The sequence below is a fragment of the Tenacibaculum aiptasiae genome (assembly GCF_008806755.1).
Lineage (GTDB): Bacteria > Bacteroidota > Bacteroidia > Flavobacteriales > Flavobacteriaceae > Polaribacter > Polaribacter aiptasiae.
Genome location: NZ_WAAU01000014.1, coordinates 41,700 through 56,199, shown reverse-complemented (window position 1 = coordinate 56,199; position 14,500 = coordinate 41,700). Strand labels below are relative to the sequence as shown.

The following is a 14,500-nucleotide window of genomic DNA, read 5'->3' as shown; positions in this document are numbered from 1 at the left end:
ATTCTCTTTTTTGTATCATCATTTTTTTAAATTTGCTTTATCATTATATGTAACATTACATCTGAAAAATCAGAATAACATGAAGAAAATATTTTTATTTCTTACCGCAACTCTTTTATTAGCATCTTGTGCTTCTACAAAAGAATTAGATGCTTTAAAAACAAAGCACGAAAAAACAAAAGAAGAATTATTAGCTGTAAAAGCTAACTTAACAAAATGTTTAGTTGAAAAAGATGGTTTCCAAGATAAGGTTTCAAATTTAGAAGCTACTGTTAGTGACTTGAAAAAAGACAAACAAAACACATTACAACAAGTTGAAAACTTAACTGTTTTAACTAAAGGAGCTAATGACAATATCAAAGAAACATTAACTCAATTAAGTAAAAAGGACAAATACATCAACAGAATTAGAGCAGCTGCTTCTAAGAAAGACTCATTAAACTTAGTTGTTGCATTTCACTTAAAGAAAGAATTACAACAAGGTATTGATGATCAAGATATCGAAGTAAATGTTGAAAAAACAGTTGTTTTCATTTCTATTTCTGATAAGTTATTATTCAAAAGTGGAAGCTATACAGTATCGGACAAAGCTTCAAAAGTTTTAGAAAAAGTAGCTACAGTTGTAAACGGACAACCAGAAATGGATGTAATGATTGAAGGACATACAGATAATACACCTGTTGCTTCTGGATCTGCTTTAAAAGACAACTGGGGATTAAGTGTTTTACGTGCAACTTCTATTGTTCGTGAATTACAAGATAAATACAAGGTAGCTCCTAGCAGATTAATTGCTGCAGGTAGAGGTAGTTTTGCTCCTTTAGTAGCAAATGACACTCCTGCTAACAAAGCAAAAAACAGAAGAACTAAGATTATTATCTTACCAAGATTGAACCAATTTTTTGAATTGCTAGAACAAAAAGCAGAGTAATTTAAAAGTTCTATTTATATAAAATAAAAAACGTGCAAATTGCACGTTTTTTTTATATCTTAAAATTAAACTAACCTACTATTTGTCAATCAAATAATTAATCGTACATTTGCACACCTTTTTTAAGGATCAAATTATATATTAATAAACAAAAACTAATCGTGTAATTATGAACACATTAAGTTACAAAACAGTATCGGCTAACAAAAACACTGTTAACAAAGAGTGGGTTTTAGTTGATGCGGACGGGCAAACGTTGGGTCGTCTAGCTTCTAAAGTAGCAATGCTAATTAGAGGTAAATACAAGCCAAACTATACTCCTCACGTAGATTGTGGAGATAACGTGGTTATTATCAACGCAGAGAAAATTAACTTAACTGGAAAAAAGTGGACTGATAAGTCTTACATCCGTCACACAGGATATCCAGGAGGTCAAAGATCATTAACTGCTACAGAAATGTTCGAAAAAGATCCTACAAGATTAATCGAGAAAGCAGTAAAAGGAATGTTACCTAAAAACAAATTAGGTAGTGCGTTATTCAGAAATTTATATGTTTACGCAGGTACAGAGCACAAACAAGACGCTCAAAACCCAAAAGCTATTAACCTTAACGATCTTAAATAATGGAAACTGTTCACAAAATAGGTAGAAGAAAAACAGCTGTTGCACGTGTTTACGTTTCTCAAGGAAGTGGAAACATCACTGTTAACAAAAAAGATTTAAATAACTATTTAACAACTCCTACTTTACAATATAAAGTAAAGCAGCCTTTAATGTTAACTGACAACTTAGAGTCTTATGACATTAAAGTAAATGTTTATGGTGGAGGTGTTACTGGTCAAGCAGAAGCTATCCGTTTAGCAATTACTAGAGCATTAGTAGCTATCAACGAAGAGCACAAAGCAATCTTAAAGCCAGAAGGATTATTAACTCGTGATCCAAGAATGGTTGAGCGTAAGAAATTCGGTCAGAAGAAAGCACGTAAGAAATTCCAGTTCTCTAAACGTTAATCGTTTATTAGAGCTGTTATTTATAAAACAATTTATAACAAACAGTTTAGTATCTAAATATTTCAGACTTTATAAACTACTGGAATATTGCGAAAACAGAACGTAAACACATTTATTAAAATGGCAAACATTCAAGAATTATTAGAAAGTGGCGTTCACTTTGGTCACTTAACAAGAAAATGGAACCCAAACATGGCTCCATACATTTATACAGAGCGTAATGGTGTTCACATCATCGATTTGTATAAAACATCAGCTAAAATTGAGGAAGCAGCAAATGCTTTACAAAAAATAGCTAATTCTGGACGTAAAATCTTATTCGTTGCTACTAAGAAGCAAGCTAAAGATATCGTTGCAGATCGTGCAACAAACGTAAACATGCCTTACATTACTGAGCGTTGGCCAGGTGGTATGTTAACTAACTTTGTTACTATCCGTAAAGCTATTAAGAAAATGGCTACTATTGATAGAATGAAGCAAGATGGTTCTTTTGATGCATTATCTAAAAGAGAAAAATTACAAATCAACCGTCAGAGAGCTAAATTAGAAAAGAACTTAGGATCTATTTCTGATATGACTCGTTTACCTGCTGCTTTATTTGTAATTGATGTAAAGAAAGAGCACATTGCAGTTGCTGAAGCACAAAAATTAAACATTCCAATCTTTGCAATGGTTGATACGAACTCTGATCCAAGACCAGTAGATTACGTAATCCCTGCAAATGATGATGCTTCTAAATCTATTGATAAAGTTTTATCATATGTAACTGATGCTATCGCTGAAGGTTTATCAGAAAGAAAAGCTGATAAAGAAAAAGCAAAAGCTGAAAAAGCTCCAGCTAAAGAAGAAACAACTTCAACTGAGGTTAAAGAAGAAGCAAAATAATTTAAATTTAAAGGTTTCATTACATTGGAACCTTTAAATTTTTACAACTTTGTACAATAAAATATTTACAACTAAAAAATAACAATAGAGATGTCAGTAAAAATTAGCGCTGCAGACGTAAAAAAATTAAGAGAAAGTACCGGAGCTGGTATGATGGATTGTAAAAATGCATTAGTAGAAGCTGGTGGTGATTTCGATAAAGCAATTGAAATTTTACGTAAAAAAGGACAAAAAATCGCTGCTAAAAGAGCAGATAGAGAGTCTACTGAAGGTGTAGCAATTACTAAAATTAGTGATGACAACACTTACGGTGTTGCTATTGTATTAGCATGTGAAACAGATTTCGTTGCTAAAAATGATTCTTTCAAAGATTTAGCTTCTCAATTTGTTGATATTGCTTTTAACACAAAAACTAAAGAAGAATTTTTAGCTGCTGACTTCGGTGGAATTACTGTTGCTGAAAAGTTAATCGAGCAAACTGGAGTTATCGGTGAGAAGATTGATATCACTTCATTCGAAAGAATTGAAGCACCATTCGTAGGAGCTTATACTCACGTTGGTAAGATTGCTGCAATGGTTGGTTTAACTGCACCAGTTGAAAACTCTGCTGTTTTAACTAAAGATTTAGCTATGCAAGCTGCTTCAATGGGAGCTACTTCATTATCTTACAAAGATTTTGATCCTGCATATGTTCAGTCTGAAACTGAAGCAAGAATTGCTGCTATTGTAAAAGATAATGAAGAATTAGGTCGTTTAGGTAAAACTTTAAAGAACGTACCTCAATTCGTATCTAGATTACAATTAACTGATGAAGCTTTAGCTAATGCTGAAGAAGCTGCTAAAGAGCAATTAAAAGCTGAAGGTAAACCAGAGCAAATCTGGGATAAAATCTTACCAGGAAAAATGGAAAGATTTATTTCTGATAACACAACTTTAGATCAAGAACAATGTTTATTAGATCAAAAGTTTATCAAAGACGAAAAGAAAACTGTTGCTGAATACGTTGCTTCTTTTGGTGATGTAGAAGTTAAAAACTTCGTAAGAGTTACTTTAGGATAATTCTCAACAGAAATTTTATATAAAACCATCCATTTTTTGGATGGTTTTTTATTTTATAAAAAAACAAACTCAAAAAAAATACGTAGTTTTGCACAACTTTCAACAAGACTATGCAATATAAAAGAATCCTTTTAAAATTAAGCGGAGAAGCTTTAATGGGAGAACGTCAATATGGTATTGACCCAAAAAGACTTAAAGAATACGCTCAAGAAATTAAACAAGTAGTAGACAGAAATATTCAAGTTGCCATTGTTATCGGTGGTGGTAATATTTTTAGAGGTGTTGCTGGAGCTAGTAATGGTATGGATCGCGTACAAGGAGATCACATGGGAATGTTAGCTACTTGTATCAATGGTTTAGCCTTACAAAGCGCTTTAGAAGACGAAGGTGTTCATACTCGTTTACAAACAGCTATCGAAATTAAAGAAATAGCAGAACCATATATTAAAAGGCGTGCAAACCGTCATTTAGAGAAAGGGCGTGTTGTTATTTTTGGTGGAGGAACTGGAAACCCTTATTTTACAACAGATACTGCAGCAGTTTTAAGAGCTATTGAAATTAATGCAGATGCTATCTTAAAAGGAACTAGAGTTGATGGTATTTACAATGCCGATCCAGAAAAAGATAAAGATGCTATAAAATATAACAATATATCTTTTAAAGATGTTATTGAAAAAGGCTTAAAAGTAATGGATATGACTGCCTTTACTTTGAGTGAAGAAAACAAATTACCAATTATTGTTTTTGACATGAATACTAACGGTAACTTATTAAAGTTAGTTTCTGGTGAACAAATTGGAACAATAGTTGATAACGAATAAACCGAAATAACCTCTTTCAAAAACAGAGGTCAATAAATACGAACAAAATGAACGAAGAAATTGATTTTATTTTAGATTCGGCCAAAGAGGCAATGAATAATGCTATAGAACACTTGGTAAAAGAATTACGTAGTATTAGAGCTGGTAAGGCATCTCCTTCAATGTTAGCTAACGTACAAGTTGACTACTATGGAGCAGCGACTCCATTAGGACAAGTTGCTAATGTAAGCACACCAGATGCAAGAACAATTACTATTCAACCATGGGAAAAGAACATGTTGCAAGAAATAGAAAAAGCTATTATGATTGCAAATTTAGGTTTTAATCCTATGAACAATGGTGATAACATTATTATTAGCGTTCCTCCATTAACTGAAGAGCGTCGTAAAGATCTTGCTAAACAAGCAAAAGCTGAAGCAGAACATGCTAAAGTTGGTGTTCGTAATGCTCGTAAAGACGCTAACAATGAAATCAAAAAAACTGATGCTTCTGATGACATGAAGAAAAATGCAGAAACAAGCGTTCAGGATTTAACAGATAGTTTTGTTAAAAATATTGATGAAAAATATTCTGTAAAAGAAAAAGAAATTATGACTGTTTAGGTCTCTTTATAAACATTATAAAAAAGAGTGTTTTTAAGACACTCTTTTTTTTCGTTTAATTGTTTCATTTACCCTAACTTTGCTAAAATTTTTTTGAATGACTTTTTGGACTAAAATCGCAGGATTTTTACTACGAAACCGATACTTGGTTTTAATTACTATAGCTGTTATTACGGGACTTTTAGTCACTCAGATGAAGTATATGCGTTTTTCATATACTGAGGCAAATTTGCTTCCTAAAGACCATGAGGCAAACATTCAATACGACAAGTTTTTAGAAATTTTTGGTGAGGAAGGGAATTTAGTAATCCTAGGTGTAAAAGATTCAACAATTTTTACCCCTCAAAAATTTAACGCTTGGAATAAACTTGTAAAGAGTTTAGACAGCGTAAAACAAGTTGACTTTACTGTTTCAGTAGCTGATGTTAAGCAACTGAAAGCAGATAGAAAAAAAAGAAAATTCATTGTAGAACCATTATTTGATAAGGTTCCGTCTACAGATGAAGAAGTTAACAAAATAAAGAAACAATTATTTGAAAAACTTCCTTTTTACGATAATCTATTATATAACGATCAAGGTACTTTACAAACTGCTATTTATATTAATAAAGACATTGTAAATACACCTGCTCGTCGAGATTTTATTGCGGAAATTTTAATTCCTACTATAGATAAATTTGAGAAAGATAATGATATAGATGTTCGTGTTTCTGGAATGCCTTATATACGTACTGTAAATTCTCAAAACATTATTAATGAAATGGGAATATTTGTAGTTGGTGCTTTACTAATTACTGCTATTATATTCTTTTTCTTTTTCCGTTCGTTCAGAGCAACGTTCATAACTCTATTAGTAGTAGGTATTGGTGTAGTTTGGGCATTTGGATTTATTGGTTTATTCAGATATGAAATCACGGTACTTTCTGCATTAATTCCTCCATTAATTATTGTAATTGGTGTACCTAATGCGGTATTTTTAATTAACAAATACCAGCAAGAAATAAAAAAACACGGTAATCAAGCAAAGTCTTTACAACGTGTAATTTCAAAAATTGGTAATGCTACCTTAATGACAAACATAACAACAGCTTCTGGTTTTGCAACCTTTGTTTTTGTTAAAAGTCAATTATTAAGAGAATTTGGTATTCTAGCATCGGTTAATATTATTAGTATTTTCATACTTGCTTTATTAATCATTCCAATCTTATACAGTTTTATGCCTCTTCCAGAGAAAAAGCATTTAAACCACTTAGAAAAAAGGTGGATGGGGAATGTTGTTTCTTGGATGGAACGCATGGTAAAGCAACAAAGAATTGCAATTTACATTACTACGGTAATCGTTATCATATTAAGTATGATAGGATTATTTCAAATCCGAGTTTCTGGTAGTTTAATTGAAGACATGCCAAAAGGTATGCAGTTTTATAAGGACATCAAATTTTTTGAAAGCGAATTTGGAGGTATTATGCCTTTAGAAATTTTAATAGACACCAAAAGAGAAAAAGGTGTTATGAAACTTTCTACTTTGAAAAAGATGGAAAAGTTAAATGAAACCATTGAAACTTTCCCTGAATTATCAAAACCTATTTCAGTAACTAACTTAGTTAAATATTCTAAGCAAGCATATTATAAAGGAAATCCAAAATACTATCAACTACCAACGAGTCAGGAAAAAGCACACATTTTTGCTTATACTAAAAACTCAAATAGTAACGCTGGTATGTTGAAAAACTTTGTAGACAACACTGGTCGTTATGCACGTATCACTACTTTTATGAAAGATATTGGTACAGATAAAATGGACATTATTCAAGATCGTTTACAAGCTGTTATAAAGAAGCAGTTTCCAGACGAAAAGTTTAAGGTTTCTATGACTGGTAAAGCATTAGTGTTTTTAAAAGGAACTAACTATTTAATTAAAAACCTAGTTATTTCTTTATCATTAGCTATATTATTGATTTCAATCTTTATGGCATGGATGTTCCGTTCTTACAAAATGATATTTATATCATTAATACCAAATATGCTTCCTTTATTAATTACTGCAGGATTAATGGGATTCTTTAGTATTCCTATTAAACCTTCAACAATTTTAGTATTTAGTATTGCTTTTGGTATTTCAGTTGACGATACAATTCACTTTTTAGCTAAATACCGTCAAGAATTACTAGCTAACAATTGGAAAATAAAGCCAGCGGTATATGCTGCTCTTCGCGAAACAGGAGTTAGTATGTTTTATACTTCAATAGTATTATTTTTCGGTTTCTTAGTTTTTACAGTTTCTAGTTTTGGAGGAACAATTGCCTTAGGTGGTCTTGTCTCTGTTACTCTTTTATTAGCAATGGTATCAAACTTATTATTACTACCTTCTTTATTACTTTCTTTTGAGAAAAAGATTGCGAATAAAAAGGTTTTAAAAGAAACTAACTTTAAAATTTTACCTCCAAAAGAAGACAAATAAAAGTTTATTCGCATTTTATATATCAACATTGCTCAATTCTTTGTAAAAAAGTATCTTTGCTCTTCAATTTTTAAAAGATGAAAAGAAGTAGCGTTAAAGAATTATTACATTCTGAAAAATTTTTACAAGAAGTACATGTAAAAGGATGGGTTAGAACTTTTAGAAGCAATCGTTTTATTGCTCTAAATGATGGTTCTACTATTAATAATATTCAATGTGTTGTCGATTTTGAAAATACAAATGAAGAACTTTTAAAAAGAATAAATACTGGCGCTGCAGTAAGCATTACAGGTACATTAGTTGAAAGTCAAGGTAAAGGACAAAAAGTTGAAGTTCAAGTGACAGATTTAGAAATCTTAGGTGATTCTAATCCTGATGAATATCCAATTCAACCAAAAAGACATAGTCTTGAGTTTTTACGTGAAAATGCGCATTTACGCATTAGAACAAATACATTTAGTGCTGTTATGAGAGTGCGTTCAGCTTTATCTTTTGCTGTTCACAAATATTTTCAAGAAAATGGTTTTAACTATGTAAACACACCTATTATTACTGGATCTGATGCTGAAGGTGCTGGTGAAATGTTTCATGTTACAAACTTTGAAGCTAACAAAGCTCCATTAAATGAAGAGGGTAATGTAGATTACACTCAAGATTTCTTTGGTAAAGAAACAAACTTAACAGTATCTGGTCAATTAGAAGCTGAGACTTATGCAATGGCACTAGGTAAAGTATATACTTTTGGACCTACATTTAGAGCTGAAAATTCTAATACAACACGTCATTTAGCTGAATTTTGGATGATTGAGCCTGAGGTTGCATTCAACGATTTAGATGCTAACATGGACTTATCTGAAGATTTTATTAAGTCAGTTTTAAAATATGTATTAGATAACTGTAAAGATGATTTAGCATTTTTAGACAACCGTTTAACGCAAGAGGAAAAATCTAAACCTCAAGCGCAACGTAGTGAAATGACTTTAATTGAAAAGTTAAACTTTGTTGTAGATAACAACTTTAAACGTGTTTCTTATACAGAAGCTATAGATATATTACGTAACTCTAAGCCAAATAAGAAGAAAAAATTCCAATTTCCTGTAAACGAATGGGGTGTTGATTTACAATCGGAGCACGAGCGTTATTTAGTTGAAAAACACTTTAAATGTCCAGTAATCTTATTTGATTATCCTGCAGATATTAAAGCATTTTACATGCGTTTAAATGAAGATGGAAAAACTGTACGTGCTATGGATGTTTTATTCCCTGGTATTGGAGAAATGGTTGGAGGATCACAACGTGAGGAGCGTTTAGATGTATTAAAAGAGAAAATGGCTGCTTTAGATATTCCAGAAGAGGAATTATGGTGGTATTTAGATACTCGTAAATTTGGTACAGCTGTGCATTCAGGTTTTGGTTTAGGATTTGAACGTTTAGTATTATTTACTACAGGTATGAGTAATATTAGAGATGTTATCCCATTTCCTAGAACACCTCAAAACGCAGAGTTTTAAAAAAATCATAAAACTTATAAACACAATCGTCATTCCTTATAGAATGGCGATTTTTTTTTATGCCTTTTCTTATATTTGTAGATATGCTAAAACAAGGTTTACATCATAAATTATTACAAAAATTATCTCCTCAACAAATTCAGTTGATGAAACTAATTCAATTGCCTACGCAAGCATTTGAAGAACGTTTAAAACAAGAAATAGAGGAAAATCCAGCTTTAGATACTGGTAAAGAAGAACCTGAGAGTTTTGAAGATACTTTATCTAATGATTCTGAGTATGATGATACTGGAAATGAAAAAATTGAAACAGACGATATTAATATCGATGAGTATTTAAGTGACGATGAATTTCCTAGCTATAAAACTCAAGCAAATAACTATTCATCTGATGATGATGAGAAACAAGTTCCTTATGCAGCTGGAACTACCTTTCATCAATCCTTAAAAAATCAATTAAACACTTTTAGAATTGATGATGAAGAACGTGCTATTGCTGAATTTTTAGTCGGAAGTATAGATGACAGTGGTTATATCCGTAGAGATATTATTGATTTAGTAGATGATTTAGCTTTTACTCAAAACGTATTTACAACTGAAGAAAAAGTAACAACTGTTTTAAAAACTGTAGTTCAACGATTAGACCCTATTGGTGTTGGTGCTTTGGATTTAAAGGAATGTTTAATTATTCAACTTAAATCTAAACCTGAAAAGAAAAGTACTTCTTTAGCGATAAATATTCTCGAAAATGCTTTTGATCATTTTGTAAAGAAGCATTATAAAAAGCTTCTTGAAAAATTTGACATTGATGAGGAACAATTAAAAGAAGTAATTACTGAAATAAGTAAATTAAATCCAAAACCTGGAAGTTCGTATGCTGGTAATAATAAAATAGCAGAACAAATTGTTCCAGATTTCTCTATACGCATTATTGATGGTAATTTAGAACTTACTTTAAATTCTCGAAATGCTCCTGAATTACATGTTTCTAGAGAATACAACAACATGTTGAAAGGATACAGTAAATCTAAAGAAAAAAGCAAAGCTCAAAAAGATGCTGTATTATTTATAAAACAGAAATTAGATGCTGCTAAATGGTTTATTGATGCTATAAAACAGCGTCAACAAACGCTTTTAGTTACCATGAATGCTATTATGCATCGTCAAGAAGAGTATTTCTTAACTGGTGATGAGCGTAAGTTAAAACCGATGATTTTAAAGGATATTGCTGATGAAATTCAAATGGATGTATCAACAGTATCAAGAGTTGCTAATAGTAAATATGTTTCTACCCCATATGGTACCAAGTTAATTAAAGACTTTTTCTCTGAATCAATGAAAAATGATCAAGGAGAAGACGTATCAACTAGGGAGATTAAAAAGATTCTAGAGACAGTTATTAATGAAGAAGAAAAGAGAAAACCTCTAACTGATGAGAAATTATCTAAACTCTTAAAAGAAAAGGGGTATCCTATAGCTAGAAGAACTGTGGCTAAATATAGAGAACAGTTAGACATACCAGTAGCTAGATTACGTAAAGAAATATAATGGAACGTTGGTATAAGTTCATATCAACCATTCTACACCCAATTGTAATGCCTACGATTGGGATTATTCTTTATTTTATATTAACTCCAATTAATTTAAGTTCGCGACAACAGTATACCATATTGGGAATTGTTTTTATTGCCACTTATATTATCCCACTTCTTTTATTAGTTTTTTTAAAACGTATAAACTATATAAAATCATTTAAAGTACATGGAATTAAAGAACGACGAATTCCTATATTTTTTATGATGACATTGTTGTTTATGGTTGGTAAGTTCTTTGCTGAGATAAGTATTATTAGAGATTTATCTTATTTATTTTTTGGTGTTGTACTAGGCTTAATTGTAATTTACTTACTCTTTATATCAAAAATAAAGAGCAGCTTACATTTATTGTCAATGGGAGCAGCAACTGGTTATTTTTTATTATTCCAACAAATACACAATATCAATATCCTACCTTTAATTATAGTTTTTATTTTGCTTTCAGGAATATTAGCAGCCTCAAGATTACACTTAAAGGCTCATACTAGTAGAGAAGTATATATTGGTTTTTTTATTGGCTTAATTAGCCCTTTTTTAGCTTTCTATATATTATAACAGATAAAAACTCAAACCAAACTTAATTACCTTAGTATTTATTGGATTTCCGTTTAACACAGCATTTTTAAACATAGATGTTAAACCATAATAGGCATGAAAGTTAAAAGTACCATATCCAGCTGACAATATTAAACCTGTTTGAAATTTATTGAACTGAGAAATGTTTGAAAAACTAATAGTAGTACCAGCAGCATTATTATAACGAAAAACATTACTAAAATTATAACTTAGTTTAACCCCTGTATAAATTCTCCAAAAAGAATATGTTTTAGCAGTTGAAGTTCTCCATCTAAACTGAATAGGTATTTCAATAGCATGTGTTTTTAACTTATTAGCTGTAATTGTATTATTAACCTCAAATACATTCCTATCAGTTTCTGAAATATTTAAACTATGATTAAAAGAATCAAAAGCGTATCCTAAACCTACTCCAATAGCTATTTTCCCACTTTTAACAATAGGAATATCTTTTATATAACCTCCTGAAAAACCAAAAGAAAAACCACTTTTTGCTACTTCTAAAGGCTGTTTATTTAACACATTATATGTTACATCAATATATAACTGATCTTCCCAATACTTATCTCCTATTTGTAAAGAATCCTTTTGAGAATAAGCAGTAATAGTTAAAAATAGTACAAAAAATGCTTGAATGTAGTTTTTCATAATTATCTAACGCTAAATATAGTTTTTTTGTATAAAAAAAGAGCAACCATAGGATTGCTCTTTTTTAATTTATTTAAAAGTAATTACTTTTGAATTTCACTTGCTTTGTGAGTAGATAAACTTAACTTAAGAGCATTTACATCTCTTAATTTCTCACGAATATCAGCTAAAGTACCAACACTCGATTCTTTATCTGCTTTAATAGAAGTTGTCATAAAAGGAACTTCAGCTTCTGATACGTTACCTCTTTCTAAGAAAATGAAAGCTGGTACATCATCAGGTGTTGCGATTTTATCGTTTAACTGAATTCTGTTATAACTAGTTCCATACTTAGCATCTTTTGCCTTACCCACGTAAATTGTACTTACCAAACTTTTACGTTCAAGTTTTTTAACTTCACTTGCACTTGGTAAACGTGGATTTTCAATTGCTAAATCTGTCTCTCTCATTACAGTAGTTACCATAAAAAAGAATAATAACATGAAAACAATATCAGGAAGTGAAGAAGTATTCACTGCTGGCATCTCTTTTTTCTTCTTTTTAAACTTAGACATACTTATATTGTTTTTATATTATTGAACATTAGTTGGTTCACTATCAGATATAATCTGTGGATAACTACTTTTTATATCTTCAACCTTCTTTCTTAATGACTCATCTTTTCTTGCACTTGCTTTAAAAGCTTTATCTAACTCTGTAAAACTCATACCATATTTTTGCTGGCATAATTTATTACGTAATTCAGTATAAGCTTTTAATAACTCGTTTTGTACAGCTACATAGATTCCATATTCAGTCCCCCTATCACTCTCTACAGAAATAATAGCTTTATTTGGGTGATCTGAAGATGTTGGATCTTTAGCTCCACTACAGTAGTTACAAGGTGCTCCTGCATCTTTTCCTGGCATTGGGTTTCCAACACCACCACCATTGTCTATAAACTTAATTGCCGCATCTTTTAAGTCTTTTAACTCCATAACCTCATCTTCTACAAGTAATTGGTTATTTCTGTTAATACTAACCTGAAAAATGTTTTTCTCTTTTACAATTGGTGGTTTAACATCAGTTTTTTCAGCTAACTTTTTAGGGATACCTGAATCCACATCCATTGTTGTTGTTACAAGGAAAAAGATTAGTAGCAAGAATGCAATATCTGCCATCGAACCTGCATTAATTTCTGGGCTTTCTCTTCTTGCCATAATTTTTTATGATTTAACGATTCCTTTTAATAAATCCCAAACAAAGAACACACTTGCAATAGCACCTAAAATAACACTAAAGCTAATTCCTGTTCCTACCCATTTAGAAGTTCCTCCTTGCACAGCTAATACGCTTCCATCTGCTCCAATAACTTGAGCATCTGAAGACATAAAGTACGAAATTGCAAAAAGTACTCCTAAAGCTACTAGTCCTAATAATGTTTTCTTTAATGCTGCAGGGTTTTTAAACATTCCCCATAAAGAAGCAACTATAGCTACTACAACTACTCCTATTAATAACCATGTTGAATAACTAACCAAAGGTCCAACAGCACTAGAAAGCGCCTCGACGTCTTCCTTATCTATTCTAACAACGTTTACAAATAGCCCCGCACCAATAATTGATATAGCAGCTATAAGTAATGTTAATACTTTACTATTCATATGATTTATTATTTTTTATACTTAGCTAATAAGTCAATTAAAGAAATTGAAGCATCTTCCATGTTGTTTACGATACTATCAATTTTAGATACGATATAGTTGTAAAAAATCTGTAATATAATTGCTACAACAAGACCGAATACTGTTGTTAAAAGTGCAATCTTAATACCACCTGCTACTACCGCTGGAGAAATATCGTTTGCTACAGCAATCTTATCAAATGCCTCAATCATACCAATTACTGTTCCCATAAATCCTAACATTGGTGCTAATGCGATAAATAAAGATAACCAAGAAACGTTTTTCTCTAATAATCCCATTTGAACTCCACCATATCCTACTACAGCTTTTTCAGCAGCTTCTAAACCTTCGTCTGCTCTTTCTAATCCTTGATAAAAGATAGATGCAACTGGTCCTTTTGTATTTCTACAAACTTCTTTTGCAGCTTCTATACCTCCTGAACTTAAAGCATCATCAACACTAGCTACTAATTTTTTAGTATTAGTTGTAGCCATGTTTAAGTAAATGATTCTTTCAATTGCAATAGCTAAACCTAATATTAAAGCTACCAATACAATCCCCATAAATTTAGGATCTCCTTCAATAAAACGTTGCTTTAACTCTTGGTGAAAAGTTTTTTCAGCATCAGCTGCCTGAGCATAAGTTGACTGAATAGCTCCTAAAAACATAAATCCTGTAATAGTTAGGATATTTACTACTTTTTTCATTTTGTTATAATTAATTTTAAATAGTTAACGGTT

The 14,500-nt window shown here is 31.1% G+C and carries 16 protein-coding genes; 11 read left to right on the top strand and 5 right to left on the bottom strand.

The annotated features are described in order from the left end of the window. The first annotated feature begins 79 nt into the window (after positions 1–79). The 11 genes from F7018_RS09860 to F7018_RS09810 all read left to right on the top strand — a co-directional run bounded on the left by F7018_RS09860 (position 80) and on the right by F7018_RS09810 (position 11,427). On the top strand, positions 80–928 hold the full coding sequence (locus tag F7018_RS09860) for an OmpA/MotB family protein (RefSeq protein WP_150899899.1): 849 nt from the start codon (positions 80–82) through the stop codon (positions 926–928). 169 nt (positions 929–1,097) lie between these two features. Beyond that, a complete protein-coding gene (gene rplM, locus F7018_RS09855) occupies positions 1,098–1,553 on the top strand; it encodes a 50S ribosomal protein L13 (RefSeq protein WP_150899898.1) in 456 nt (151 codons plus the stop codon). Beyond that, positions 1,553–1,939, top strand: coding sequence for a 30S ribosomal protein S9 (gene rpsI, locus F7018_RS09850; RefSeq protein WP_150899897.1), 387 nt, complete (start codon positions 1,553–1,555; stop codon positions 1,937–1,939). Before rplM ends, rpsI begins: the two co-directional genes overlap by 1 nt. 120 nt (positions 1,940–2,059) lie before the next feature. Further along, a complete protein-coding gene (gene rpsB / locus F7018_RS09845) occupies positions 2,060–2,824 on the top strand; it encodes a 30S ribosomal protein S2 (protein ID WP_150899896.1) in 765 nt (254 codons plus the stop codon). Positions 2,825–2,914: 90 nt separating this feature from the next. Next, positions 2,915–3,883, top strand: coding sequence for a translation elongation factor Ts (gene tsf / locus F7018_RS09840; RefSeq protein ID WP_150899895.1), 969 nt, complete (start codon positions 2,915–2,917; stop codon positions 3,881–3,883). A 110-nt stretch (positions 3,884–3,993) separates the two neighbouring features. Next, positions 3,994–4,704: a UMP kinase gene (gene pyrH, locus F7018_RS09835; RefSeq protein WP_150899894.1), complete on the top strand. Its 711-nt coding sequence runs from the start codon at positions 3,994–3,996 to the stop codon at positions 4,702–4,704. A 47-nt stretch (positions 4,705–4,751) separates the two neighbouring features. After that, positions 4,752–5,306: a ribosome recycling factor gene (frr, locus tag F7018_RS09830; protein WP_150899893.1), complete on the top strand. Its 555-nt coding sequence runs from the start codon at positions 4,752–4,754 to the stop codon at positions 5,304–5,306. Positions 5,307–5,403: 97 nt separating this feature from the next. Next, complete coding sequence (locus tag F7018_RS09825) at positions 5,404–7,767, top strand: efflux RND transporter permease subunit (RefSeq protein WP_150899892.1); 2,364 nt, start codon at positions 5,404–5,406, stop codon at positions 7,765–7,767. Positions 7,768–7,844: 77 nt separating this feature from the next. Further along, complete coding sequence (gene asnS, locus F7018_RS09820) at positions 7,845–9,278, top strand: asparagine--tRNA ligase (RefSeq protein WP_150899891.1); 1,434 nt, start codon at positions 7,845–7,847, stop codon at positions 9,276–9,278. A gap of 83 nt (positions 9,279–9,361) precedes the next feature. Beyond that, on the top strand, positions 9,362–10,825 hold the full coding sequence (gene rpoN / locus F7018_RS09815; protein WP_150900133.1) for an RNA polymerase factor sigma-54: 1,464 nt from the start codon (positions 9,362–9,364) through the stop codon (positions 10,823–10,825). Further along, positions 10,825–11,427 carry a hypothetical protein gene (locus F7018_RS09810; protein ID WP_150899890.1) on the top strand — a complete coding sequence of 201 codons (603 nt, stop codon included), beginning with the start codon at positions 10,825–10,827 and terminating at the stop codon, positions 11,425–11,427. Before rpoN ends, F7018_RS09810 begins: the two co-directional genes overlap by 1 nt. Here F7018_RS09810 and F7018_RS09805 read toward each other — a convergent pair. The 5 genes from F7018_RS09805 to F7018_RS09785 all read right to left on the bottom strand — a co-directional run bounded on the left by F7018_RS09805 (position 11,422) and on the right by F7018_RS09785 (position 14,467). Further along, a complete protein-coding gene (locus F7018_RS09805) occupies positions 11,422–12,096 on the bottom strand; it encodes a porin family protein (protein WP_150899889.1) in 675 nt (224 codons plus the stop codon). The genes F7018_RS09810 and F7018_RS09805 overlap by 6 nt on opposite strands. Before the next feature lie 83 nt (positions 12,097–12,179). After that, positions 12,180–12,650: an ExbD/TolR family protein gene (locus F7018_RS09800; RefSeq protein ID WP_150899888.1), complete on the bottom strand. Its 471-nt coding sequence runs from the start codon at positions 12,648–12,650 to the stop codon at positions 12,180–12,182. A gap of 18 nt (positions 12,651–12,668) precedes the next feature. Next, positions 12,669–13,295 carry an ExbD/TolR family protein gene (locus F7018_RS09795; protein ID WP_150899887.1) on the bottom strand — a complete coding sequence of 209 codons (627 nt, stop codon included), beginning with the start codon at positions 13,293–13,295 and terminating at the stop codon, positions 12,669–12,671. 6 nt (positions 13,296–13,301) lie between these two features. Beyond that, positions 13,302–13,739 (bottom strand): hypothetical protein, encoded by a 438-nt coding sequence (locus tag F7018_RS09790; RefSeq protein ID WP_150899886.1) that lies wholly within the window; start codon positions 13,737–13,739, stop codon positions 13,302–13,304. A gap of 8 nt (positions 13,740–13,747) precedes the next feature. Then, positions 13,748–14,467 (bottom strand): MotA/TolQ/ExbB proton channel family protein, encoded by a 720-nt coding sequence (locus F7018_RS09785; protein ID WP_150899885.1) that lies wholly within the window; start codon positions 14,465–14,467, stop codon positions 13,748–13,750. Positions 14,468–14,500 lie beyond the last annotated feature (33 nt).

What these genes read in the sequence shown, in the direction of transcription:
- F7018_RS09860 (WP_150899899.1), top strand. Translation starts at nt 80, where the DNA reads ATGAAGAAAATATTTTTATTTCTTACCGCAACTCTTTTATTAGCATCT.
- rplM (WP_150899898.1), top strand. Translation starts at nt 1,098, where the DNA reads ATGAACACATTAAGTTACAAAACAGTATCGGCTAACAAAAACACTGTT.
- rpsI (WP_150899897.1), top strand. Translation starts at nt 1,553, where the DNA reads ATGGAAACTGTTCACAAAATAGGTAGAAGAAAAACAGCTGTTGCACGT.
- rpsB (WP_150899896.1), top strand. Translation starts at nt 2,060, where the DNA reads ATGGCAAACATTCAAGAATTATTAGAAAGTGGCGTTCACTTTGGTCAC.
- tsf (WP_150899895.1), top strand. Translation starts at nt 2,915, where the DNA reads ATGTCAGTAAAAATTAGCGCTGCAGACGTAAAAAAATTAAGAGAAAGT.
- pyrH (WP_150899894.1), top strand. Translation starts at nt 3,994, where the DNA reads ATGCAATATAAAAGAATCCTTTTAAAATTAAGCGGAGAAGCTTTAATG.
- frr (WP_150899893.1), top strand. Translation starts at nt 4,752, where the DNA reads ATGAACGAAGAAATTGATTTTATTTTAGATTCGGCCAAAGAGGCAATG.
- F7018_RS09825 (WP_150899892.1), top strand. Translation starts at nt 5,404, where the DNA reads ATGACTTTTTGGACTAAAATCGCAGGATTTTTACTACGAAACCGATAC.
- asnS (WP_150899891.1), top strand. Translation starts at nt 7,845, where the DNA reads ATGAAAAGAAGTAGCGTTAAAGAATTATTACATTCTGAAAAATTTTTA.
- rpoN (WP_150900133.1), top strand. Translation starts at nt 9,362, where the DNA reads ATGCTAAAACAAGGTTTACATCATAAATTATTACAAAAATTATCTCCT.
- F7018_RS09810 (WP_150899890.1), top strand. Translation starts at nt 10,825, where the DNA reads ATGGAACGTTGGTATAAGTTCATATCAACCATTCTACACCCAATTGTA.
- F7018_RS09805 (WP_150899889.1), bottom strand. Translation starts at nt 12,096, where the DNA reads ATGAAAAACTACATTCAAGCATTTTTTGTACTATTTTTAACTATTACT.
- F7018_RS09800 (WP_150899888.1), bottom strand. Translation starts at nt 12,650, where the DNA reads ATGTCTAAGTTTAAAAAGAAGAAAAAAGAGATGCCAGCAGTGAATACT.
- F7018_RS09795 (WP_150899887.1), bottom strand. Translation starts at nt 13,295, where the DNA reads ATGGCAAGAAGAGAAAGCCCAGAAATTAATGCAGGTTCGATGGCAGAT.
- F7018_RS09790 (WP_150899886.1), bottom strand. Translation starts at nt 13,739, where the DNA reads ATGAATAGTAAAGTATTAACATTACTTATAGCTGCTATATCAATTATT.
- F7018_RS09785 (WP_150899885.1), bottom strand. Translation starts at nt 14,467, where the DNA reads ATGAAAAAAGTAGTAAATATCCTAACTATTACAGGATTTATGTTTTTA.